The sequence below is a fragment of the Pseudomonas veronii genome, assembly GCF_002028325.1.
In the GTDB taxonomy this organism is placed as follows: domain Bacteria; phylum Pseudomonadota; class Gammaproteobacteria; order Pseudomonadales; family Pseudomonadaceae; genus Aquipseudomonas; species Aquipseudomonas veronii.
On record NZ_CP018420.1, the window covers coordinates 6,601,314 to 6,621,170 of the forward strand.

The following is a 19,857-nucleotide window of genomic DNA, read 5'->3' on the forward strand; positions in this document are numbered from 1 at the left end:
AAAACAATGTGGGAGCGGGCTTGCTCGCGATAGCAGTGGGTCAGCCAACTGACTCGGTGACTGACACTCCACTATCGCGAGCAAGCCCGCTCCCACATTGTCGATCCGGTTTCTTCAGCCCGGTCCGGGTTCAAGCCGTCGCGCGATGCAAGCTGGCGAGGAAGCCCGCAGCCCCCACGAACAACCCGGCAAACGTGCGGTTCATGCGTTTTTGCTGCTTGGGCGTGCGCAACAGGCGCAAGACTTTCGACGCCAGGCCGGTATAGCCCGCCATCACGATCATATCGACGCTGATCATCGTCGCGCCGAGGATCAGGTATTGGATCAGCAGCGGCGCCTGCGGGTTCACGAACTGCGGCAGCACCGCGAGCATGAACACCAACGCTTTGGGGTTGCTGGCGTTGACCAGAAAGCCACGGAACATCATCGCCATCGGCTTGCCGATCGGCCGTACTGCGGCGTCATCGGTCATGTCCATGGGCAGCGCGCGCCATTGCTTGACGGCCAGGTACACCAGGTACGCCACGCCAAACCATTTGATCGCATAGAACGCGGTGGACGACGCCGCCAGAATGGCTCCCAAGCCGCCCGCGACCACGGCGATCTGCATCGCCAGGCCGATTTGCAGGCCGATGGCGTTCCAGTAGCCGCGCAGGAAACCGTATTGCAGGCCACTGGACATCGAGGCGATGGCGCCTGCGCCAGGAGAAAGGGAAATGATCCAACTAGCGAGGAAAAAAGCCAGCCATGTGTCGAGTGCCATTGCACACCTCAGCAGCGAGTTTGCGGTTGTGCCTTAAGCTAACGCTGCCGACCGAAGGCTGGCTATAGTTTTTTGCAAGATGTGAACGCTAGCGCTGGCCCGGGAGGACAGCACTGTCGCGCCAGCGGCGCACCGAGCGTTGGAAGAACAGGCTATTGGGCACCTGCACCGTCACGCCGCCGGTCCCCGCCTCTTCGACTTCGATCAGCGTGGTGTAAAGCAGGTTGATCGCCACTACCCGGCCTTTGACGCCGGGCTTGTCGACGGTGTCCACCAGCTCGACCACATCACCGAGGCGGAACGGCCCGACGGTGAAGATCAGGATCGCGCACAACAGGTTGGACAACACCGACCACATGGCGAAAAACGCCACCGCCGCCACCGCGACAAACCCCGACAACGCGGTCCACAACACCGTGGCGGACACGCCCAGGCGCTCCAGCACGAAGATCAGCGCACTGCCCATGATCAGCCAGCGCAAGCCGCCACGCAGCGGCATCAACAGCTGCGGCGGGAAGGGGTAGTGCTCACCGAGGCGGGTCAGGCCTTTGGCGACAAACCGCTGGGTCAGGTAGCCGGCCAGCAGGATCAGCAGGATTTGCACGCCGATCCACACGGGCGCGACCCATTGCGCCGGCAGCGGCAGTTGCAGCGCGTCCATCAGGACAGCGCCTCCAGCTCCGCTTGCAGGCTTTCGAGCAGTTCGAGGGCTTCCATCCAGCTTTCCTCCAACTGCCCTTCACGGACCTTGAGCTTGGCCTGCTCGGCCAGCAGATCGCGCAGTTCATCCTTGCGCGCGGCTTCGTACACGGCACTGTCGCCCAGGCTGGTTTCGATCTTGGCCAGGCGCTCGTGGACCTTGCCCAACTCCGCTTCCAACTTGTCGGCTTCGCGCTTGTGCGGCGCCAACTGCTGGCGCAGGGCGGCGGCGGCCTGGCGCTGGGCCTTCTTGTCGGTTTTGTCCGGGTTGACCGGGGTGTTGCTGGTCGGCGCGTTGCGCAGGCGGTATTCCGTCAGCCAGCGCGCGTAGTCGTCGAGGTCGCCGTCGAACTCTTCGACTTTGCCGTCGGCCACCAGCAGGAAGTTGTCGGTGGTGCTCTTGAGCAAGTGGCGATCGTGAGACACCACCAGTACCGCACCGCTGAACTCCTGCAAGGCCATGGTCAGCGCCAGGCGCATTTCCAGGTCGAGGTGGTTGGTCGGTTCGTCGAGCAGCAACAGGTTCGGCCGGTCCCAGGCGATCAACGCCAGGGCCAGGCGGGCTTTTTCGCCGCCGGAGAAATTCAGCACCGGCTCATCGATGCGCGCGCCACGGAAGTCGAAGCCGCCGAGGAAGTCGCGCAGGGGCTGCTCGCGTTCGGTCGGCGCCAGGCGCTGCAGGTGCAGCAACGGGCTGGCCTTGGCGTCCAGGGAGTCCAACTGATGCTGGGCGAAGTAGCCGACCACCAGGTTCTCGCCACGGGTCAGGCGCCCGGCCAGGGGTTGCAGCTCGCCCGACAGGTTCTTGATCAGCGTCGACTTGCCCGCGCCGTTCGGCCCGAGCAGGCCAATGCGCGCACCCGGCGTGAGTTGCAGCTTGACCTTCTCGAGGATGGTTTTCTCGCCATAGCCCAGGCGGGCATCGGACAGGTCGAGCAACGGGCTGGAGATCTTCACCGACTCGCGGAACACGAAATCGAAAGGCGAATCGACGTGGGCCGCCGACAGTTCTTCCATGCGCTCCAGCGCCTTGATCCGGCTCTGGGCCTGGCGGGCCTTGGTGGCCTGGGCCTTGAACCGGGCGATGTAGCTTTCCATGTGCGCGCGCTGCGCCTGCTGCTTCTCGAACGCCTGCTGTTGCTGGGCCAGGCGTTCGGCGCGGGCGCGTTCGAACGCGGTGTAGCCGCCACGGTAGAGGGTGATTTTCTTCTGTTCGACGTGGGCGATGTTGTCGACCACGGCGTCGAGGAAATCCCGGTCGTGGGAAATCAGCAACAAGGTGCCCTGGTAGCTCTTGAGGAAATCCTCCAGCCACAGGATCGCATCGAGGTCCAAGTGGTTGGTCGGTTCGTCGAGCAGTAACAGGTCCGAGGGGCACATCAGTGCCTGGGCCAGGTTCAGGCGCATGCGCCAGCCGCCGGAGAAGTCGGCGACCGGGCGGTCCATCTGTTCGTTGGTAAAGCCAAGGCCGGCGAGCATCTTGCGCGCACGGGCGTCGGCGGTGTAGCCGTCGGCGCTGTCCAGTTCCGCGTGCAGGCGGGCTTGAGCGGCGCCGTCCTGGGCTTTCTCGGCCGCGGCCAGGTCGTGTTGCACCTGGCGCAGACGCAGGTCGCCATCGAGCACGTAGTCGATCGCGATGCGGTCCAGGGTGTCGATCTCCTGGCGCATATGGGCGATGCGCCAGTCGGCCGGCAGCAAGCAGTCCCCGGAGTCCGGGGTCAGCTCACCCAGCAACAGGGCGAACAACGTGGATTTGCCGGCGCCGTTGGCACCGATCAGGCCGGCTTTGTGACCGGCGTGCAGGGTCAGCTCGGCGTCTTCGAGAAGACGTTGCGGGCCACGCTGTAATGTTAGGCTTTGAAGTCGGATCATAATGGCGGCGGAGTCTACCAGCTTCGTTGGCCGCTGGCTTGGGTGTGAATATGTGCGCTGACCTATGGAGCTTTGCCCTCTCGACTTACGCCCGCCCGGGCGTCGAGGCTGCGTGCCTGCGTGTGCAGGAACAAGGCGCGGATGTGTGCCTGTTGCTCTGCGGGGCGTGGCTGGAACAGCGGGGCGTGGCGCTGACGCGTGAACGCGCGCTGGCGCTGAGGCAAATCGCCGAGCCCTGGCAATCGCAGGTGGTTGAACCGTTGCGACAGGTACGCCGGCAATGGCGGGCCGTGGCGCAGCAGGATGCGCCCTTGGCGGCGTTACGGGAGCGGGTCAAAGCCCTGGAGCTGGACGCGGAACGCGAGTTGCTGGCGCGCCTGGAAGCGCTGGCAACGACATGGCTGACAGGCGAGGCGATGGGTCAACGATGGTTGGAAGGCCTGGCGGCTGAGGGAGCCGCCAACCTTGACCACGACGCGCTGCAGCAGCTGCGCGTCGCAGTCACCGGCACTTAGGAAGCGCTGGTTGGAGTGCTGTTGCTTGGCGCGACCGACGCAGGGGTGCTGGTCGATGCGCTTGGCGCTGCTGGGGTAGCAACCGATGCTGCCGGGGTGGCTGGCTTGGCCGGTGCTGGTTTTGCAGCAGCAGCTTTAGCCACTGGCTTGGCCGCTGGTTTCGCGGCAGCGGCTTTAACCACTGGCTTGGCGGCCGGTTTTGCAGCAGCGGCTTTAACCACTGGCTTGGCAGCTGGTTTGGCAGCAGCGGCTTTAACCACTGGCTTGGCAGCTGGTTTGGCAGCAGCGGCTTTAGCCACTGGCTTGGCAGCTGGTTTTGCAGCAGCGGCTTTAGCCACTGGCTTGGCGGCCGGTTTTGCAGCAGCGGCTTTAGCCACTGGCTTGGCGGCTGGTTTGGCAGCGGCCGTTTTGGCAACTGGCTTGGCAGCCGGTTTTACAGCAGCGGCTTTAGCGGCTGGCTTGGCGGCTGGTTTGGCAGCAACGGCTTTAGCCACTGGCTTGGCGGCTGGTTTTGCAGCAGCCGTTTTGGCAGCTGGCTTGGCGGCCGGTTTTGCAGCAGCGGTCTTGGCAACTGGCTTGGCAGCTGGTTTTGCAGCAACAGTCTTGGCAGCTGGCTTGGCGGCGGCCTTAGCCGGCGCTTTGGCGGCAACGGCTTTTGCCGGTGTACGAGCGCCCAGCACTTTCGATACAGCTTCCTTCACACGACCAACGCCCTGGGCCAGTTTCAGGCTTTCTTGAGCATCTTTTTTGAGTTGGGAAATGTAGGTGCGGGTTTCGGCTTGGCGATCCTTGAGGGCGTCCAGCAGGTCCTCAAGTTCTTTGACTGCGTCTTTGGCTTTGGCTTGAGCCTTGGCTTTGCCGGCAGTGGCGGCGTCTTGCAATTTGGTGCGGGACTTATGCAGTTTTTCTTGCGCTTTACCGCGTTGCTTTTCCAACTTGGCGAGCAGTTTTTCTGCATCAGCCAAGGCTTGGGAACACGCGCTTTCCAAATGTTCGAGCAGACTGCCCGAGAGTTGTTGGAGTAAGTGCAACGGGGTATTTACAGGCTTCTGTTTGGCCGACATGGTTTACCTCCTGGCTGACGTGGGTGCGGCTCATACTAGCCCTCTGCTCTTACCGCCGCTAGGGCATGTTGACAGTATCGTTTGCCTTGCGTTGCACCGTGCGAAAAATCTTATCGATATAACGAAAAACCACGCCACTTTTTACCCTCTCACACTGGCATAATCCGTCGCACTTTCGGCTGGAGAAGACCCATGTCGCGTTACCTTTTTCTTGCGCTTGGTTTGGCGATTTCCGTGGCCAATGCAAGCGAGCCAGCGTCATCCAAAACCACTGCCCCGGACGCGCACGACCTCGCGTACAGCCTGGGCGCCAGCCTCGGTGAGCGGCTGCGCCAGGAAGTCCCCGACCTGCAGATCCAGGCGTTGATCGAGGGTCTCAAGCAAGCCTATCAAGGTAAACCGCTGGCACTGGATAACGCGCGCATCGAACAACTCCTGGCGCAGCATGAAGCGCAGGACGAAGCCGATGCTCAGGCACCGCAAAGCGAAAAAGCACTGACGGCCGAACAGCAGTTTTTGACCCAGGAAAAAGCCGCGAGCGGCGTGCGCGAATTGGCCGATGGCGTTCTGCTCACGGAACTCACGCCCGGCAGCGGCAACAAGCCGTTGCCCAGTGATGAGGTTCAGGTGAAATACGTGGGGCGATTGCCCGATGGGACGGTGTTCGATCAAAGCACCCAGGCGCAATGGTTTCGTCTGGACAGTGTGATCAGCGGCTGGAGCAGTGCGCTGCAACAGATGCCGGTGGGCGCGAAGTGGCGCCTGGTGATTCCATCGGCACAGGCCTATGGCGCCGACGGTGCTGGCACGTTGATCCCGCCTTACACGCCTCTGGTATTCGAGATCGAATTGCTCGGCACCCGGCATTGATCCAATAAAAAACGGCGCGTCATACGCACCGTTTTTTTATCTCATCAGCAACGGTCAGGCCGGGGCGACAGCCACATCCCGGTGAGCATTGTGCAGCACTTCGATCAGGCAATCCTCCAACTCGAAACGCTCATGGAGCAGGCCGCCCAGCTCTTTGAATTTCTCGGCAACACACTTGCCGGCATCACACAGGTCATTGAACGCCAGCAGCTTCTCGGTGATCACATCGATGCGTGGGTAGAGGGTCTCGGCCAATTCAAGACCACGCTGATCGTCGAAGGCTTCCGCCTCCTTGGTCAACTGTTCGTAGACGCCGAAATGACCGGCAGACACGTAGTCCACCAAGACACCGCAAAACGCCTGCAGCGGCTTGCGATTCATCGCTAATGCTTCGGGCTTCTCGCCGAGAGCATCAAACGCCCGAACCAGTTCGTGGCGTGCCTTCAACCAGCTGTCGATCAGCTTGTGCACCCCACCCCAGCGTTCCTGAGCATTCTGACAACTTTCCAGCATGATGATCTCTCTTCCCTATAGGGGGCGCTGCCGCTGTGTGCCCGCGCAATACTTCAAAGATAAAGCGGCAGCCGGACAAAGCCGCATCTGACAACGGTTTCAATAACGCATGCGGGCCAGATTATGCCCGCATGACTATGGCTTCAAGGTACGCAGGAGAGAAAGTTCATACAAGTGTTTAATCCCGTCCTACAACTTGCGACCACTTTTCAGCGTGTCGACAGGCGCAAGCGTTGGCTGAATATCAGCCGTGAAAACTGCATGAAACCCAGGATCAACATCGCCACGAAAAACAACAGACTCCACTCCGGGAGGCTCAAATCGAACAGGGTCCAGGTGATTTCCACGCAGTCGACGGTACCGTTGAAGATCGAGCGCAGCGCCTGCGAGAACGACAGGTTTTCGAGCATGTACTGCAAACTGGGCCAACAATCGCCGGCCTGATCAGACGCAGTGTTCTGCAGCAACACCTGGCGCACCGCGGTAATTGCGCCTAGCGCGGCACAGCCCATGCTCACCAACCCGTACCCATAGATGCCGTAACGCTTGGGGTTATGAACAGCCGCGACCAGGTTGATCAACGTAAAGGTGGCGAGGAATAGCCGCTGAACCTGGCACAGAAAGCAGGGCCGCAGCAGCGCGCCATATTCCAGGTAGAAAGACGCACCCAACGTCAGCGCACCGGCCATGAACGCCAGGAAAAACAAGGAGCGTGAGGGGGCCAAAGACATTGTTTATCCGTACCGCGAGAGATAGGCCGTTACGGTAGAGGAAAGGCCTGACCCCTTTCAATACGCGTTAGAGCAGACGATTCCGTTAAAACGTAGGGACATCCCGCCAGAGCTTGGAGGACATAACCTGACGCAACGTAGGAATGTATTACGAACCCAGTTAAACCGAGTCTTTACACAGAACCCAAGGGTTGGCTGTCGGATGCATCCGAGCCAACCCTCGTACCTGTTCCTGCTTCAACCCCGCACCGGCGCGGGCAACGGTGAGGCGAGCAAACGGTTGTCCAGCAGGCCCAGGCCTTCCTGGAACAGCTGGTTGCTGCGCTCGGTGTCACCCAACTGGGCCAGCAGGCGTGCCAGTTCGGCACACGCCTCGGGGTTACGCTGCACCTGCAGGCTGCTTTCCAGATAGTCCCGCGCCTTGCCCCACAGACTGTTTTGCAGGCACAGGCGCCCGAGGGTCAACAGCAAGCTGGCATCACCGGGATGATCCTTGAGCCAGCCTTCGGCAAACTTCAACTGACGGGCCGGGTCACTGCCGCGCAACAGGCCATACAGGCGGATCAGGTGGCTGTCATACGCACGCTTGAGCGCGCCGCGCAGCACCTCTTCGGCCTTGGCATCGGCGCCCAGCTGGCGCAGTTGCTCGGCGTAGGCCAGCACCAACGGCGGCTCCTGGCGCTGGGCGGACGTCAGTTGCTGCCAGGCGCGCTCAAGCGCCTGCAACCCCGCTTCACCCTGCTCTTCACGCTGGGCGGCCAGGCTCAGGTTTTCACCCCAGGCGCGGCGCTCCAGCTCGGCCAATTCGCCGGCCGGCAATACTTTGTCCTTGCGCAGCTCAGGCAACAGACGAATCACCGACGACCAATCGCCCCGCTGCTGATGCAAGCGTTGCAACTGGCGCAGCACCTGGGCGTTATGCGGATGACGCTCGTGCATGGCCTGCAAGGTGGTCAGCGCGCCGTCGGTGTCGCCACGGTCCGTCTGCAATTGCGCATGGCTCAAGGCAATCGCCAGTTCGGCCTGGGGCTGTCGCTCGAGGGCGCGCTCCAGCAGTCCGTCGCACTCTTCATATCGCCCTTGCTCGTTTGCCGCCCGGGCCGCGCCAAGGTAATACAGCAGCGGCTGGCGTTCGGCTTCGGCGGCACGATGCAGATGGCGTTCGGCACTGGCCCAGCGGCCTTCGGCGAGGTCCATCTGGCCGTGCTCGATCGCGATCTGCACGCGACGGCTGCGGTTACGCCGCGACCATGGGTTGACCACGCCGCCCGAGGTGCTCAACAGGCTCAACAGCACACGAATCAGGTAGATCGCCAGGCCGATGACAAATACCGCCACCAGGGTAGCCCACAGGCTCGACTCGTAATGCAGCAGATGGGGATAGGTAATCAACACGTAGCCGGTGTGTTTCGAAATGCCCACGGCCAGCGCCAGGGCGACCGCAATCGCCAGCACCAGGATCACATAGAAACGCTTCATCGGCTCTACTCCTGGCTCGCCGGCGTGCCGGCCGAAGCCTTGGCTTCGTCGGCAGGCAAGTGACGACGTTCAAGGTATGCCTGCACGGCGGCCAGGCTGGCGGCCAGGTCCGGAGTCACGACCGAGACGGCCTTGGGCTCAAGCTCGGCGATACGCGCGAGCATCGCTTTGCTCTGCGGGTTGTCCTGGTTGAAGTTGTCCTGCAACACGCTGCGCGCTTCACCCAGCGAACGGCTGTACACCGCCGCCTCGCCATTGAGCGCAGCCCATTGCGCCTGCTCGAGGGCCAGGCTCAGGGCCAGGCGAACCTGGTTCAGGCCTTGGCCGGCGAGCAGTGGGCGAATGTTGTCATCGGGGTTGAAGTCGATGCGGAAGTAACGCGAGAGCTGCTCCCACCATTGGCTCAAGCGGTTTTCCGTATCGGTGGTCGGACGCCCATGGGATGTCGGCTCCTGAAGCTGGTACTCCGGCGCAATCGCCGCCAGTTGCACGACTTGATCGCGCAAGGCCGCCAATTGCAGGTAGAGCCCGGTACGGTCCGGTTGTTCGGTACTGCGCAACGCGGCAAGGCTCTTGGCCAATTGCTCGCGCGCGGCGTAGGAACCCGGATCGCTCTGCTCGCGAAGAATCTCGTCGGCGCCCTGGACCAGCGACTGCGCGCTGTTGATGTCCTGCAGGGCAGACAAGCGCAGGCTCGCCAGACGAATCAAGTGTTCGGCTTCTGCCAGGCGCCAGTCCTTGCGGCTGGCCCCGAGCACGGTTTCCAGGCGCTGGCCCAAACGCTGCTGGTCGCCCTGCAACTGGGCCAGCAAGCGGCGGCGCTCCTCCAGCTCGTCCGCGCCCGGCAGTTGCGCCAGGCGTGCAGCCAACTGTTGCTGGCTTTGCTTGAGGGTCTGGGACTGGTCGTCGAGGCTCTTTACCTGGCTCAGCTGTTGCTGGTTGCTGGCTTGCAGGGTGCGGACCTGCCAGATCCCCCACCCGCCGGCGACAACGCCCGCAGCACCCAGCAGCAAGGCGACGATTGCCAGGCCATTGCCACGGCGCGGCGCAGTGACCGGTGTCTGGCCCGGCGCATCGAGCGCGGGCTGAGCTTCATCTTTAGGCAAGGCTGTTTCGCTCACGTATCCATCCTTTGCGTATCAGAGAGTGGGAACGGAATGGCTCCGTAACGCCACTAACAAAGCCGCGGCACTCGCGCCGCGACAATCCACAACTTTTTCTGCGCCAGCCGCCCGCGCCATCTCATAGACTCGCGGGCTGGGCACGAACAACGGCAGCCGGGCCACCTGTGGCCAATCCGAACCGGCCAGGGCCTGCAGGTGCAAAAAACCCTGCCCACTGCTGACCACCAGGCCGTTCAAGCGTTCCAACTGGATGCGCTGCATCAGTACACCCGGGTCGTAGGCCGGAAGGAAACGGCGATACAACTCCAGATAGTCGACACTAGCACCTTGCTCGCGCAAACGCTCCGCCAGCAGCTCTCGCCCGCCCTCGCCGCGCAGGATCAGCACCCGCGCATCGGTGCGCGCAATGGCCTCGCGCAAGGCGGGCAAGGCCAGCAAGGCCTCGCTGTCGTCGCCGCTGGGCGGATAATGAACGTCCAGGCCGTGATCGGCCAGTACCTGGGCGGTGGCGGCACCCACGCTGAACCACGGCAACCGCGGCCAGTGTCGCTCCAGGCGTTGCACGCCAAGGCGCGCCGCCGGTTTGCTGACCACAATTACCGCGCAATAGCGGCCCAGGTCAGCCCAGACCGCCTGCTGCTCAGGCGTGACCGGCAAGGCTTCGATCTCCAGCAACGGCAGGCTGCTGCTGAAAATCCCGACATCCGACAACGACGCCGCCAACAGCGCAGACTCCTCGGCAGGCCGCGTCAGCAGCACACGCCAATCGGTCACTGCGGGCCGGCCTCGCCGTAGACTTTTTGCAGGATGGCACCGGCGCCCTGGTCCAGCAGCTCTTCGGCAACCTGGATCCCCAGCGCCGTCGCATCACGCTGCGGCCCGCGCACTTGCGCGGTGATCAAGTTGCCGCCTTCCGGGTCGCCCACCAGGCCACGCAGCCACAGGTTTTCGCCTTCGAGCACGGCGTAGCAGGCGATTGGCACCTGGCAGCCACCATTGAGGTGTTTGTTCAGGGCGCGTTCGGCGGTGACACGGACGTCGGTGTCGTGGTGGTCGAGCGGTTTGAGCAAGGCGTGGATTTCACTGTCGGCGGTGCGACATTCGATGCCCACTGCGCCCTGCCCGCCGGCGGGCAAGCTGTCTTCGACGCTGATGACCGAGGTGATGCGGTCCTCGAAGCCGAGCCGGATCAAACCGGCCGCCGCGAGGATGATCGCGTCATATTCACCGGCATCGAGCTTGGCCAGACGCGTGTTGACGTTGCCGCGCAGGAAGCGGATCTGCAGATCCGGGCGACGCGTCAGCAACTGGGCCTGACGACGCAGGCTGGAAGTGCCGACGATACTGCCCAACGGCAGCTCATCCAGGGACGCGTAGGTATTGGACACAAAGGCATCGCGCGGGTCTTCGCGCTCGCAGATGCAAAACAGGCCCAGGCCTTCGGGGAAGTCCATGGGCACGTCTTTCATCGAATGCACGGCGATGTCGGCTTCGTTTTCCAGCAGCGCGGTTTCCAGTTCCTTGACGAACAGACCCTTGCCGCCGATCTTCGACAGCGGCGAGTCGAGCAGCTTGTCGCCGCGACTGACCATGGGCACCAGGGATACCTGGAGCCCAGGGTGGGCCTGCTCGAGACGTGCTTTGACGTATTCGGCCTGCCACAAGGCCAGGGCGCTTTTACGGGTGGCGATGCGGATTTCGCGAGAGGACATGGATCAATCCGTACTGAATAGATACGGCAGATAATAACAGCTCAGGCAAATTCGCTTTGATTTGAATCAGCAAGTGCGGGGCCTCCCTGGCCACAGCGCACCGGGATCACGACTATAGACCGCGCTGCAGCCCGTGGACTAAAGCTGCTGCATCATCTTGCGCACGCCGGCGACATGGCGGCGGCTGACGATCAAAGCATCGCCGTTAAGCCCTTTCAGGAACAACTGAAAGTGCCCCAGGGGCGTGCGTTGCAGGCGCTCGATGCGCTCACGGGCCACCAGCGCGTTGCGGTGGATACGCACGAAACGGTCGCCGAATTCATCCTCAAGGGCCTTGAGCGGCTCATCGAGCAGCACTTCGCCAGACTCGTGACGCAGGGTCACGTACTTGTGATCGGCGATGAAGTACACCACCTGGCTCAGCGGGATCAGCTCGATACCCTTACGGGTGCGCGCGCTGATATGGCTGCGCGGCCCGTTACCGCTCTGGGCGGCGGGCTGGGTCAGGGCGGCGAGCTGGACGCGATTGGGGCGCTCGGCTTTTTTCAACGCCTTGAGCAACACCTCGGCAGTCACCGGCTTGGCCAGGAAGCTGACACCGCTGGCTTCCAGGGTTTCGGCAGGGAATTCTTCCTCGGCGGCACACAACACCACGGCCGGCGGCGATTCGCGCTCGCTCAGGCGGGCGGCGACTTGCAGGCCATCCAGGCCCGGCATGCGGATGTCGAGCAGCACCACATCCGGCTTGAGGCTGTCGATCAACGTCAACGCCTCCTCACCCGTGCTGGCGCTCGGTTCAAGGACTGTATAACCCTCGAGTTCGCTGAGCAGACGGCTCAGTCGCTCGCGGGCTTGGGGTTCGTCATCAACGATCAGGACATTCATATTGCGCTGGATTCCTGCGTGAGTCTCGCACAAGGATAGCGTAGACAGGTGCGGTGACTTGCGTCACAGCGATCCACGCTAAGACTAGCGCGAGCGGCAAAAAGTGCCCTGAGAGCGGCACTCATATTTATCCGGACCTGTTCAATAGCGCCCAAAACCTGCCGCCCTTGGGCATCGTCGTAGGGTTTGCTGATACACAATCCGAATACCCCCCTTGTTTAATGGTAGTCAGGGTTATGACCGCATCACCTGACTTTGGTGCATTCACACACTATCAGTCCAACTGTAGACGCTCGCCGAGACGACATTGCTCATTCGTCAAATATCGTTTCAATAAGCACCTCTGCCCAGTCTCTTCCCGGACGCGGTCGGCGGCAAGGCACTTAGCCATGCTTGGCACAAATAAAATGCCGACCACCCGCAGCACCGCCTCCACGGGCAACCCTGTTATTATCGTCGGCACACCTCCACGCCTCTTTTAAGCAGATCACGAGCGAATCCATGAGCACCGACAAGACCAACCAGTCCTGGGGCGGCCGCTTCAGTGAACCCGTCGACGCCTTCGTCGCCCGCTTCACCGCCTCCGTCACCTTCGACCAGCGCCTGTACCGCCACGACATCATGGGCTCGATCGCCCACGCCACGATGCTGGCCAAGGTCGGCGTGCTGACCGACGCCGAGCGCGACAGCATCATCGACGGCCTGACCACCATCCGCGGTGAGATCGAAGCCGGCACGTTCGACTGGCGCGTCGACCTGGAAGACGTGCACATGAACATCGAAGCCCGCCTCACCGATCGCATCGGCGTGACCGGCAAGAAACTGCACACCGGGCGCAGCCGTAACGACCAGGTGGCCACCGATATCCGCCTGTGGCTGCGTGACGAAATCGACCTGATCCTGGCCGAAATCACCCGCCTGCAAAAAGGTTTGCTGGAACAGGCCGAGCGTGAATCGGACACCATCATGCCCGGCTTCACCCACCTGCAGACCGCACAGCCGGTAACCTTCGGCCACCACCTGCTGGCCTGGTTCGAAATGCTCAGCCGCGACTACGAGCGCCTGGTGGACTGCCGCAAGCGCGCCAACCGCATGCCGTTGGGCAGCGCCGCGCTGGCGGGCACCACTTACCCGATCGACCGCGAGTACACCGCACAACTGCTGGGTTTTGACGCCGTGGGCGGCAACTCCCTGGACGGCGTGTCGGACCGCGACTTCGCCATCGAATTCTGCGCCGCCGCCAGTATCGCGATGATGCACCTGTCGCGCTTCTCCGAAGAACTGGTGCTGTGGACCAGCGCGCAATTCCAGTTCATCGACCTGCCCGACCGCTTCTGCACCGGCAGCTCGATCATGCCGCAAAAGAAAAACCCCGACGTGCCGGAGCTGGTACGTGGCAAGAGCGGCCGCGTATTCGGCGCGCTGATGGGCCTGCTGACCCTGATGAAAGGCCAACCCCTGGCCTACAACAAGGACAACCAGGAAGACAAGGAACCGCTGTTCGACGCCGCCGACACCCTGCGCGATTCGCTGCGTGCCTTTGCCGACATGATCCCGGCGATCAAGCCCAAGCACGCGATCATGCGTGAAGCGGCGCTACGTGGGTTCTCCACCGCGACCGACCTGGCGGACTACCTTGTGCGCCGTGGCCTGCCGTTCCGCGACTGCCACGAAATCGTCGGCCATGCCGTGAAGTACGGCGTGGAAAGCGGCAAGGACCTGGCGGAAATGAGCCTGGAAGAACTGCGCCAGTTCAGCGACCAGATCGAGCAGGACGTGTTTGCCGTGCTGACCCTGGAAGGTTCGGTGAATGCCCGCAACCACGTGGGCGGTACCGCGCCGGCCCAGGTCAAGGCCGCCGTCGTGCGCGGTCAGGTCCTGCTCGCCAGCCGCTAGGTCGAAAATGTGGGAGGGGGCTTGCTCCCTCCCACATTGATCACTTCTTCGCCGCCACCATCGCCATGAACGCCGGCATCGCCGCTTCCCTGTCCGCCGCCACCTTCAGGGCGTTAGGCATGGCGTGCAAACGCTCCAGCAATGCCTTGGCCGTCGGCAATTCAGCCAACAGGTCCAGGCCGAACAGCTTCTCGGCCACGCCGCAGGCGAGGTTCAGGCTGTACATGAAATACAGATCGGCAATCGTAAAGCTCTCCCCCGCAACGTAAGGCGCGAACTTGCCGTGCCGACCTAACGTCCCCACCCCCAGCAGCAACTCGGCCCGGGCTTTGTCCTTGATCGCCTCCGGCACCGGCATGCCGAAATACGCTTCGGCGAAACACGCGCGGGCGGGCAGCTCGATGTACAGCTCGATTTCCCTGCACAATGTCAGCACCTGAGCGCGCTGAAACGGTTCGGCCGGCAGCAGCGAGGGGCCCTCCTGGGTTTGCTCGATGTATTCGAGGATCACGCTGGTTTCGTTGATAAAGCCCTGTTTGACACCCAGCACCGGCACCTTGCCCCGCGGGCTGATCGCCAGGGCGGCGGGTGTTTGCCCGGCAAAAAAAGGCACCTCTTCGAATGCCAGGCCTTTCTCCAAGAGCGCCAGCTTGACCATGTTGTAGTAATTGCTGACCGAAAATCCGTAGAGCTTGAGCATCGCAAAGCCTCCAGGCCATGTGCGGGGTTGGCTGCATGAGTTATAGATCCGCCCGACCAACCTGGCTAGCAGCATCACCTGCCTGAATGGGGGTAGACTGGCGCCCTTTTCTTGAGGAGCCTGCCATGAGCGAGCCGACCGATATCGACAACGACGAAGAAGCGTTCACCGAAAGCACGCTGACCCAGGCCATCGAAAACCAGATCGAAAGCGACAATCCGCCCGCCGCCAAGGCCACGTTCAACAAGCTGACGCTGGTGGGTTACGAGCGCGAAGAGATTTTGAACATGATGGCCCATGTGCTGGCGGTGGAAATCGACAAGATGCTCGACGAAGACCGCGCCTTCGATACCCAATGGTATGAATCCGCCTTGCGCGCACTGCCCGAGCTGCCGCCTGAAAACGCCTGAAGCGAGCGCCCGTGTGGCCGGGAAGCCAGCTTCCTCGCCACAACACTGCGCCATATCAACAGCCGCGAGTTTCCCACTGGACAGCCCGCCAAAGTACGTTCACCTTAGGGCCTGCTAGCCTCTAACAAATTCTTAGAAAGTCTGGAGTCCCTATGTCGTATACCCCTGAGTTGGTTGCCGAACTGGAAATCCTTGCACTCTTCAACCTGGACAGCTCCCAGGAAGGTCTGAAAGTCCATCAGACTGCCGCACCGACTGCTATCGCCGCCGCCAAACGCCTGTTCGAGAAAAAACTGATCGACCAACCGGACGGCGGTTACCTGACCAGCCTTGGCCGGGACGCTGCAGAACAAGCCCAAACCCTGCTGACCATCCTGACCACCGCCGCAACCAAAGAAGCTGCCTGATTCCGGATACTGCCCATGGAGTCCGCCGCGGCGGATTCCGAGGGCATTGCCGTGAACCGGATAAAATTCTGACGCCAAAAACCGTTTCCCCTCTAAACCTCCTACGCTTCTGAATGTAAACTCCTACACGGCCGCCCATGTCGGGCCTTGCACGCCGCCGAGTTCGACATGACCCGCACCCATGAGATCCGCCCCGACCTGGACGAAGGCATCGACCGCAAGGTGCTGGCCCAACTGCGCGCGCGGTTCATGGCGCTTAACGCAGGGCGCATGGCCCGGGCCCTCGAAGGGCTGACGCCACGCCAGCAAAGCGTATTGACCCTGCTGCCGCTGTTTTTCCACGTCAATCACCCGCTGTTGCCCGGTTACGTGTCGGGCAGCACCCCGGCCGGGCTGTCGAATTTCGAACCCGACGCGCAGGCCCTGAACGAAGCCCAGCGCCTGACCCGTTCGTTCTCCTACAAACCGCGCCACGGCAACCCGCCACAGCCGATCCATGGGCTGTTCCTGATGGGCAGCCTCGGCACATTGGCCCAAGCCGACCAGAGCGACATGGACGTGTGGGTATGCCACGCCCCCGACCTGAGCGACAACGAACTGGTCGAGCTGCGCAAGAAATGCCAGTTACTGGAAGCCTGGGCCCAGAGCATGGGCGCCGAGGCGCACTTCTTCCTGATCGAGCCGAGCCGGTTTGTCTTGGGCGAACGCGACACGCAACTGAGCTCCGACGACTGCGGCACCACCCAGCATTATCTGTTGCTGGATGAGTTCTATCGCACCGCCATCTGGCTCGCCGGCCGCACACCGATCTGGTGGCTGGTGCCGGTGTATGAAGAAGTGCGCTACGCCGAGTTCACCCACACGCTGATTTCCAAACGCTTTATCCGCGCCGATGAAACCCTCGACCTCGGCCACCTGGCGCGCATCCCTCCCGGCGAGTTCATTGGCGCCGGGCTGTGGCAATTGTTCAAGGGCATCGAATCGCCCTACAAGTCGCTGCTCAAGCTGCTGCTGACCGAGGTCTACGCCAGCGAGCACCCGAACGTGCAGTGCCTGAGCCTGCGCTTCAAACGGGCGGTGTTCGCCAACCGGATGGACCTGGACGAGCTGGACCCTTACGTCGTGGTCTACCGGCGCATTGAGGAATACCTCAACGCGCGCAACGAGCCGGAACGCCTGGAACTGGTACGGCGCGCGCTGTACTTGAAGGTCAACCGCAAGCTCAGCGCCGGCCAGCGCACCGTCGGCTGGCAGCGCCTGTTGCTGGAACGCCTGGCCCATGAATGGGGTTGGGACCAGCGTCAACTGGCGCTGCTCGACAGCCGCAGCCAATGGAAAGTACGCCAGGTGGCCTCCGAGCGCCGCGCCCTGGTCAATGAGCTGAACTACAGCTATCGCTTCCTGACCCAGTTCGCCCGCACCGAACAGACCGTCAGCCTGATCAACAAGCGTGACCTCAATGTGCTTGGCCGTCGCTTGTACGCGGCGTTTGAACGCAAGGCCGGCAAGGTCGAATTCATCAACCCCGGCATCGCCCCGGACCTGGCCGAAGACACCCTGACCCTGGTGCAATCGGCCAACCGCAAGGAACCGGGCCAGCATCATTGGGGCCTGTACAACGGCAACCTCACCGCCCTGGAATCGGAGCACTTCGCGCCGATCAAGCGCAGCCGCGACCTGCTGGAAATGCTCACCTGGTGCCACCGCAACGGCGTGATCGACAGCAGCACGCGCCTGGCGCTGCACCCAGGCGTCAGCGACATGACCGAATTCGAACTGTTCAACCTGCTGGGCAGCCTGCAACAGACCATCGCCCTGCCCCTGGCCAGCGTCGATGAAGAGCGCCTGCTGCGCTCGGCGGTGCCGGAAGAAGTGCTGTTGCTGATCAACGTCGGCGTCGACCCGCTCAAGCACCATCGCGACCTGAACATCCTGATGACCACCGAGCGCACCGACTCCCTGAGTTACGCCGGCGTGCGCGAAAACCTGGTGCTGACCCTCGACCAGGTCACGCTCAACAGCTGGAACGAGGTGATGGTCAGCCGCTACGACGGCCCCCATGCCCTGCTCGACTGCCTGCGCGACTACCTCAACCAGTTGCCGTCGGACCACCTGCCACGCCTGCGGGTGCGCTGCTTCTGCCACAACCGCGCACAGTTCATTGCCCAGCGCGTGGAAGAAATCTTCGACACCGCGCAGAACCTGCTGCTGGGCCAGGGCAACCATCGCTACTTGCTGCAGGTGCAGCAGCACTATCACGTGATGGAGCTGATGCCCGGCCAGGCCACCCACGTCTCACTGGCGACCCAGGACGCGCTGATCGCCTACCTCAGCGAAGAACTGGCCAGCTACAGCCCGCTGCACTTGGACGCCATGGCCCTGGAAGACCACGACCTGGCGCTGCTGCTGCCGATGGGCATGGCCGAATGCGTGCAGGTGTTTTACCGGGTCAACGAAGGCTTCGCCGAGCTGTACGTGCTGGATGAGTTCAACGCGCTCTGGCAGCAACGCTTGCCGTTCCATGATGAACAGAGCCTGCTGGCGCCGTTGCAGCGTTTTCTGCAGTCGATCATCTATCGCCGGGACGCGCTGTCGCCCCTGGACCCGCAAGAACCGCTGGGCGCGGTGCAAACCTTGTATTACCAACTGTTGCCGTCGGGCAGCAATCGCGCACGCGGTATCGAGCCTCGGCCGGCACCGCAAAACCCGGCCAACAAGCCGTTTTATGACGTGCAGGCGATTATCGGCAAGGCGGCGCCGGGCCAGGTGGGGATCACCCTGTACTGCAATCAGCGGGAGTTTTCCGAACTGGAGTTTGGCGACCAGCTGTTTGCAGTGGTCGCCCGGGAGATCGTCGGGCAGCGCCGCGAAACCGAGCGCTACCGCTGCTATATCACTGATCTGGATCTCTCGGGCCTGCTCGGCGACGTACAAAGCCCGAGCAATCTGTACCTGCGTTACAAGGCCGAGCTGGAACAGGCGCTCAATGACGCGCTGAAGCAGATTTAAAGCGAAAAGGCGCCGCCGTCTTTGGGCTGACCTTCAACACTGAGCAGTTCGAGCTTGAGGGTCTTGCCGCCGGGTGCTGGCCAGTCGATGTGCTGGCCCACTTTCAGGCCGAGCAACGCGCTGCCCACCGGCGCCAGGATCGAAATCTTGCCCGCGTCGGCATTCGCATCCTTGGGGTAAACCAGGGTCAGGTGATAGTCCTTGCCGCTGCCTTGCTCGCGGCAATGCACGCTGGAGTTCATGGTCACGACGCTTGCAGGCACTTCATCGTGGCCAACCACTTCTTCGGCGCGGTCGAGTTCGTGCTGCAGGGCTTCTACACCTGGCGAATTCTCGCCGACACGGTCGATCAGTTGCTCAAGACGCTGCACGTCGAGACGGGTAAGAATGATGGAAGGTGCGGTCATGATTCAGGCAGACTCCTTTTTTCTGCACAAAAAAGCAAAACCCCGCCAGGAAAAGGCGGGGTTCTCACGGACCTCGATGAGTTGAGGTGTACCCGGACACTACCACAGCACCGCAAATAAACAAGACGGGCTCAAGGCCCGACTTTGCGCCGCTCAGCCTGGGCCACGATCACGCGTCGCCGCTGATCATCGGCGGAGCGCCATTCACGGATGTCTTCCACATGGCGAAAGCAGCCAAGGCAGACTTTTGCCTCGTCCAGCCGACACAAACTGATACAAGGTGATGGCACCGCCGGGCTGACATTACTGAACAACGGCCTGGGCGGACGCACGATTGCAGGCTGGCTCACAATCAATTCTCGTCGGGGTTCAGCTCATCGAAGCCGAGCTCGACGCCGGCTTGTTCCTGAACCAGCCGCGCGAGCATTTCGCTGAGCAGCTCATCGCTGGTATCGCACTGCCAATTGCGGTCTTCTTCGTTGTAATCGAAGTGAAAACCACCGGAACGTGCCGCCAGCCACAGTTGGCGCAGCGGTTCCTGACGACTGAAGATCAGTTGAGTGCCGTTCTCGAACTTGACGGTCAGCACCCCGGCCGAGCTTTCCAGGTCCACATCCAGGCCGCTGTCGTCGAAAATATCTTCCAGCGCGTTCTGGGTCGAATCCACCAGGTCGTGAAAACGGGCTTCGGTCAAACTCATTGCGGCAACCTCAAAAGTGTCTGGTTTTGCTCAAGCGCCGCACGATACGGACGCGCTCCGCCGATTGCAAAGGATACCGAGTTCATTACCGATGGCGGTAA

21 protein-coding genes are annotated in these 19,857 nt (G+C 62.2%); 6 read left to right on the plus strand and 15 right to left on the minus strand.

Annotation, left to right across the window (positions count from 1 at the left end):
* Window positions 1-130: 130 nt before the first annotated feature.
* The 3 genes from PverR02_RS30400 to PverR02_RS30410 all read right to left on the minus strand — a co-directional run bounded on the left by PverR02_RS30400 (window position 131) and on the right by PverR02_RS30410 (window position 3,334).
* On the minus strand, window positions 131-763 hold the full coding sequence (locus PverR02_RS30400) for a LysE family transporter (protein ID WP_026139801.1): 633 nt from the start codon (window positions 761-763) through the stop codon (window positions 131-133).
* Between the two features lie 88 nt (window positions 764-851).
* A complete protein-coding gene (locus PverR02_RS30405; protein WP_046381676.1) occupies window positions 852-1,424 on the minus strand; it encodes a mechanosensitive ion channel family protein in 573 nt (190 codons plus the stop codon).
* Window positions 1,424-3,334 carry an ATP-binding cassette domain-containing protein gene (locus tag PverR02_RS30410; protein ID WP_017845151.1) on the minus strand — a complete coding sequence of 637 codons (1,911 nt, stop codon included), beginning with the start codon at window positions 3,332-3,334 and terminating at the stop codon, window positions 1,424-1,426. Before PverR02_RS30410 ends, PverR02_RS30405 begins: the two co-directional genes overlap by 1 nt.
* Before the next feature lie 50 nt (window positions 3,335-3,384).
* Here PverR02_RS30410 and PverR02_RS30415 point away from each other — a divergent pair, with 50 nt between their 5' ends.
* Complete coding sequence (locus PverR02_RS30415) at window positions 3,385-3,849, plus strand: TIGR02444 family protein (protein WP_079444914.1); 465 nt, start codon at window positions 3,385-3,387, stop codon at window positions 3,847-3,849.
* Here the strand turns inward: PverR02_RS30415 and PverR02_RS30420 are convergent.
* Entirely contained in the window at window positions 3,846-4,913 is a 1,068-nt protein-coding gene (locus PverR02_RS30420; protein WP_079444915.1) for an AlgP family protein, read from the minus strand. The genes PverR02_RS30415 and PverR02_RS30420 overlap by 4 nt on opposite strands.
* Window positions 4,914-5,105: 192 nt before the next feature.
* Here PverR02_RS30420 and PverR02_RS30425 point away from each other — a divergent pair, with 192 nt between their 5' ends.
* Window positions 5,106-5,783 (plus strand): FKBP-type peptidyl-prolyl cis-trans isomerase, encoded by a 678-nt coding sequence (locus tag PverR02_RS30425; RefSeq protein WP_079444916.1) that lies wholly within the window; start codon window positions 5,106-5,108, stop codon window positions 5,781-5,783.
* 54 nt (window positions 5,784-5,837) lie between these two features.
* Here PverR02_RS30425 and PverR02_RS30430 read toward each other — a convergent pair whose 3' ends face one another.
* The 7 genes from PverR02_RS30430 to PverR02_RS30455 all read right to left on the minus strand — a co-directional run bounded on the left by PverR02_RS30430 (window position 5,838) and on the right by PverR02_RS30455 (window position 12,227).
* The gene (locus PverR02_RS30430; protein ID WP_017845155.1) at window positions 5,838-6,296 is read right to left on the minus strand and encodes an Rsd/AlgQ family anti-sigma factor; all 459 of its coding nucleotides are present in this window, start codon (window positions 6,294-6,296) and stop codon (window positions 5,838-5,840) included.
* A 209-nt stretch (window positions 6,297-6,505) separates the two neighbouring features.
* Window positions 6,506-7,027, minus strand: coding sequence for a disulfide bond formation protein B (locus PverR02_RS30435; RefSeq protein WP_046381673.1), 522 nt, complete (start codon window positions 7,025-7,027; stop codon window positions 6,506-6,508).
* 237 nt (window positions 7,028-7,264) lie between these two features.
* A complete protein-coding gene (locus tag PverR02_RS30440) occupies window positions 7,265-8,506 on the minus strand; it encodes a heme biosynthesis protein HemY (RefSeq protein ID WP_017845157.1) in 1,242 nt (413 codons plus the stop codon).
* A gap of 5 nt (window positions 8,507-8,511) precedes the next feature.
* Complete coding sequence (locus PverR02_RS32835; protein WP_227778751.1) at window positions 8,512-9,627, minus strand: uroporphyrinogen-III C-methyltransferase; 1,116 nt, start codon at window positions 9,625-9,627, stop codon at window positions 8,512-8,514.
* An 18-nt stretch (window positions 9,628-9,645) separates the two neighbouring features.
* A complete protein-coding gene (locus PverR02_RS32840; protein WP_046488891.1) occupies window positions 9,646-10,404 on the minus strand; it encodes a uroporphyrinogen-III synthase in 759 nt (252 codons plus the stop codon).
* The gene (gene hemC, locus PverR02_RS30450; RefSeq protein WP_017845160.1) at window positions 10,401-11,342 is read right to left on the minus strand and encodes a hydroxymethylbilane synthase; all 942 of its coding nucleotides are present in this window, start codon (window positions 11,340-11,342) and stop codon (window positions 10,401-10,403) included. The genes PverR02_RS32840 and hemC overlap by 4 nt, the downstream gene beginning before the upstream one ends.
* A gap of 138 nt (window positions 11,343-11,480) precedes the next feature.
* Window positions 11,481-12,227 (minus strand): LytR/AlgR family response regulator transcription factor, encoded by a 747-nt coding sequence (locus tag PverR02_RS30455; RefSeq protein ID WP_017845161.1) that lies wholly within the window; start codon window positions 12,225-12,227, stop codon window positions 11,481-11,483.
* 501 nt (window positions 12,228-12,728) lie between these two features.
* Here PverR02_RS30455 and argH point away from each other — a divergent pair.
* The gene (gene argH / locus PverR02_RS30460) at window positions 12,729-14,123 is read left to right on the plus strand and encodes an argininosuccinate lyase (RefSeq protein WP_046381669.1); all 1,395 of its coding nucleotides are present in this window, start codon (window positions 12,729-12,731) and stop codon (window positions 14,121-14,123) included.
* Window positions 14,124-14,163: 40 nt separating this feature from the next.
* On the opposite strand, the gene PverR02_RS30465 is transcribed toward argH, so the two are convergent.
* Window positions 14,164-14,823: a glutathione S-transferase family protein gene (locus tag PverR02_RS30465; RefSeq protein WP_046381668.1), complete on the minus strand. Its 660-nt coding sequence runs from the start codon at window positions 14,821-14,823 to the stop codon at window positions 14,164-14,166.
* A 125-nt stretch (window positions 14,824-14,948) separates the two neighbouring features.
* Here PverR02_RS30465 and PverR02_RS30470 point away from each other — a divergent pair, with 125 nt between their 5' ends.
* The 3 genes from PverR02_RS30470 (at window position 14,949) to PverR02_RS30480 (ending at window position 18,649) form a co-directional block, all read left to right on the plus strand.
* On the plus strand, window positions 14,949-15,233 hold the full coding sequence (locus PverR02_RS30470) for a hypothetical protein (protein ID WP_017845164.1): 285 nt from the start codon (window positions 14,949-14,951) through the stop codon (window positions 15,231-15,233).
* A gap of 152 nt (window positions 15,234-15,385) precedes the next feature.
* Window positions 15,386-15,640, plus strand: coding sequence for a TIGR02647 family protein (locus PverR02_RS30475; protein ID WP_017845165.1), 255 nt, complete (start codon window positions 15,386-15,388; stop codon window positions 15,638-15,640).
* Window positions 15,641-15,808: 168 nt separating this feature from the next.
* Window positions 15,809-18,649, plus strand: coding sequence for a class I adenylate cyclase (locus tag PverR02_RS30480; protein ID WP_079445051.1), 2,841 nt, complete (start codon window positions 15,809-15,811; stop codon window positions 18,647-18,649).
* Here the strand turns inward: PverR02_RS30480 and rnk are convergent.
* The 3 genes from rnk to cyaY all read right to left on the minus strand — a co-directional run bounded on the left by rnk (window position 18,646) and on the right by cyaY (window position 19,756).
* Window positions 18,646-19,056: a nucleoside diphosphate kinase regulator gene (rnk, locus tag PverR02_RS30485; RefSeq protein ID WP_017845167.1), complete on the minus strand. Its 411-nt coding sequence runs from the start codon at window positions 19,054-19,056 to the stop codon at window positions 18,646-18,648. The genes PverR02_RS30480 and rnk overlap by 4 nt on opposite strands.
* A 131-nt stretch (window positions 19,057-19,187) precedes the next feature.
* On the minus strand, window positions 19,188-19,406 hold the full coding sequence (locus PverR02_RS30490; protein WP_079444917.1) for a DUF1289 domain-containing protein: 219 nt from the start codon (window positions 19,404-19,406) through the stop codon (window positions 19,188-19,190).
* Between the two features lie 2 nt (window positions 19,407-19,408).
* Window positions 19,409-19,756, minus strand: coding sequence for an iron donor protein CyaY (gene cyaY / locus PverR02_RS30495; RefSeq protein WP_017845168.1), 348 nt, complete (start codon window positions 19,754-19,756; stop codon window positions 19,409-19,411).
* Window positions 19,757-19,857 lie beyond the last annotated feature (101 nt).

Excerpts from the sequence above, each read along its gene's own strand:
- PverR02_RS30410 (WP_017845151.1), bottom strand. The coding sequence starts at position 3,334 with ATGATCCGACTTCAAAGCCTAACATTACAGCGTGGCCCGCAACGTCTT.
- PverR02_RS30430 (WP_017845155.1), bottom strand. The coding sequence starts at position 6,296 with ATGCTGGAAAGTTGTCAGAATGCTCAGGAACGCTGGGGTGGGGTGCAC.
- PverR02_RS30400 (WP_026139801.1), bottom strand. The coding sequence starts at position 763 with ATGGCACTCGACACATGGCTGGCTTTTTTCCTCGCTAGTTGGATCATT.
- PverR02_RS30475 (WP_017845165.1), top strand. The coding sequence starts at position 15,386 with ATGTCGTATACCCCTGAGTTGGTTGCCGAACTGGAAATCCTTGCACTC.
- PverR02_RS30435 (WP_046381673.1), bottom strand. The coding sequence starts at position 7,027 with ATGTCTTTGGCCCCCTCACGCTCCTTGTTTTTCCTGGCGTTCATGGCC.
- PverR02_RS30455 (WP_017845161.1), bottom strand. The coding sequence starts at position 12,227 with ATGAATGTCCTGATCGTTGATGACGAACCCCAAGCCCGCGAGCGACTG.
- hemC (WP_017845160.1), bottom strand. The coding sequence starts at position 11,342 with ATGTCCTCTCGCGAAATCCGCATCGCCACCCGTAAAAGCGCCCTGGCC.
- PverR02_RS30405 (WP_046381676.1), bottom strand. The coding sequence starts at position 1,424 with ATGGACGCGCTGCAACTGCCGCTGCCGGCGCAATGGGTCGCGCCCGTG.
- rnk (WP_017845167.1), bottom strand. The coding sequence starts at position 19,056 with ATGACCGCACCTTCCATCATTCTTACCCGTCTCGACGTGCAGCGTCTT.
- PverR02_RS30465 (WP_046381668.1), bottom strand. The coding sequence starts at position 14,823 with ATGCTCAAGCTCTACGGATTTTCGGTCAGCAATTACTACAACATGGTC.
- PverR02_RS30440 (WP_017845157.1), bottom strand. The coding sequence starts at position 8,506 with ATGAAGCGTTTCTATGTGATCCTGGTGCTGGCGATTGCGGTCGCCCTG.
- PverR02_RS30420 (WP_079444915.1), bottom strand. The coding sequence starts at position 4,913 with ATGTCGGCCAAACAGAAGCCTGTAAATACCCCGTTGCACTTACTCCAA.
- PverR02_RS30425 (WP_079444916.1), top strand. The coding sequence starts at position 5,106 with ATGTCGCGTTACCTTTTTCTTGCGCTTGGTTTGGCGATTTCCGTGGCC.
- argH (WP_046381669.1), top strand. The coding sequence starts at position 12,729 with ATGAGCACCGACAAGACCAACCAGTCCTGGGGCGGCCGCTTCAGTGAA.
- PverR02_RS30470 (WP_017845164.1), top strand. The coding sequence starts at position 14,949 with ATGAGCGAGCCGACCGATATCGACAACGACGAAGAAGCGTTCACCGAA.
- cyaY (WP_017845168.1), bottom strand. The coding sequence starts at position 19,756 with ATGAGTTTGACCGAAGCCCGTTTTCACGACCTGGTGGATTCGACCCAG.
- PverR02_RS30480 (WP_079445051.1), top strand. The coding sequence starts at position 15,809 with ATGACCCGCACCCATGAGATCCGCCCCGACCTGGACGAAGGCATCGAC.
- PverR02_RS30415 (WP_079444914.1), top strand. The coding sequence starts at position 3,385 with ATGTGCGCTGACCTATGGAGCTTTGCCCTCTCGACTTACGCCCGCCCG.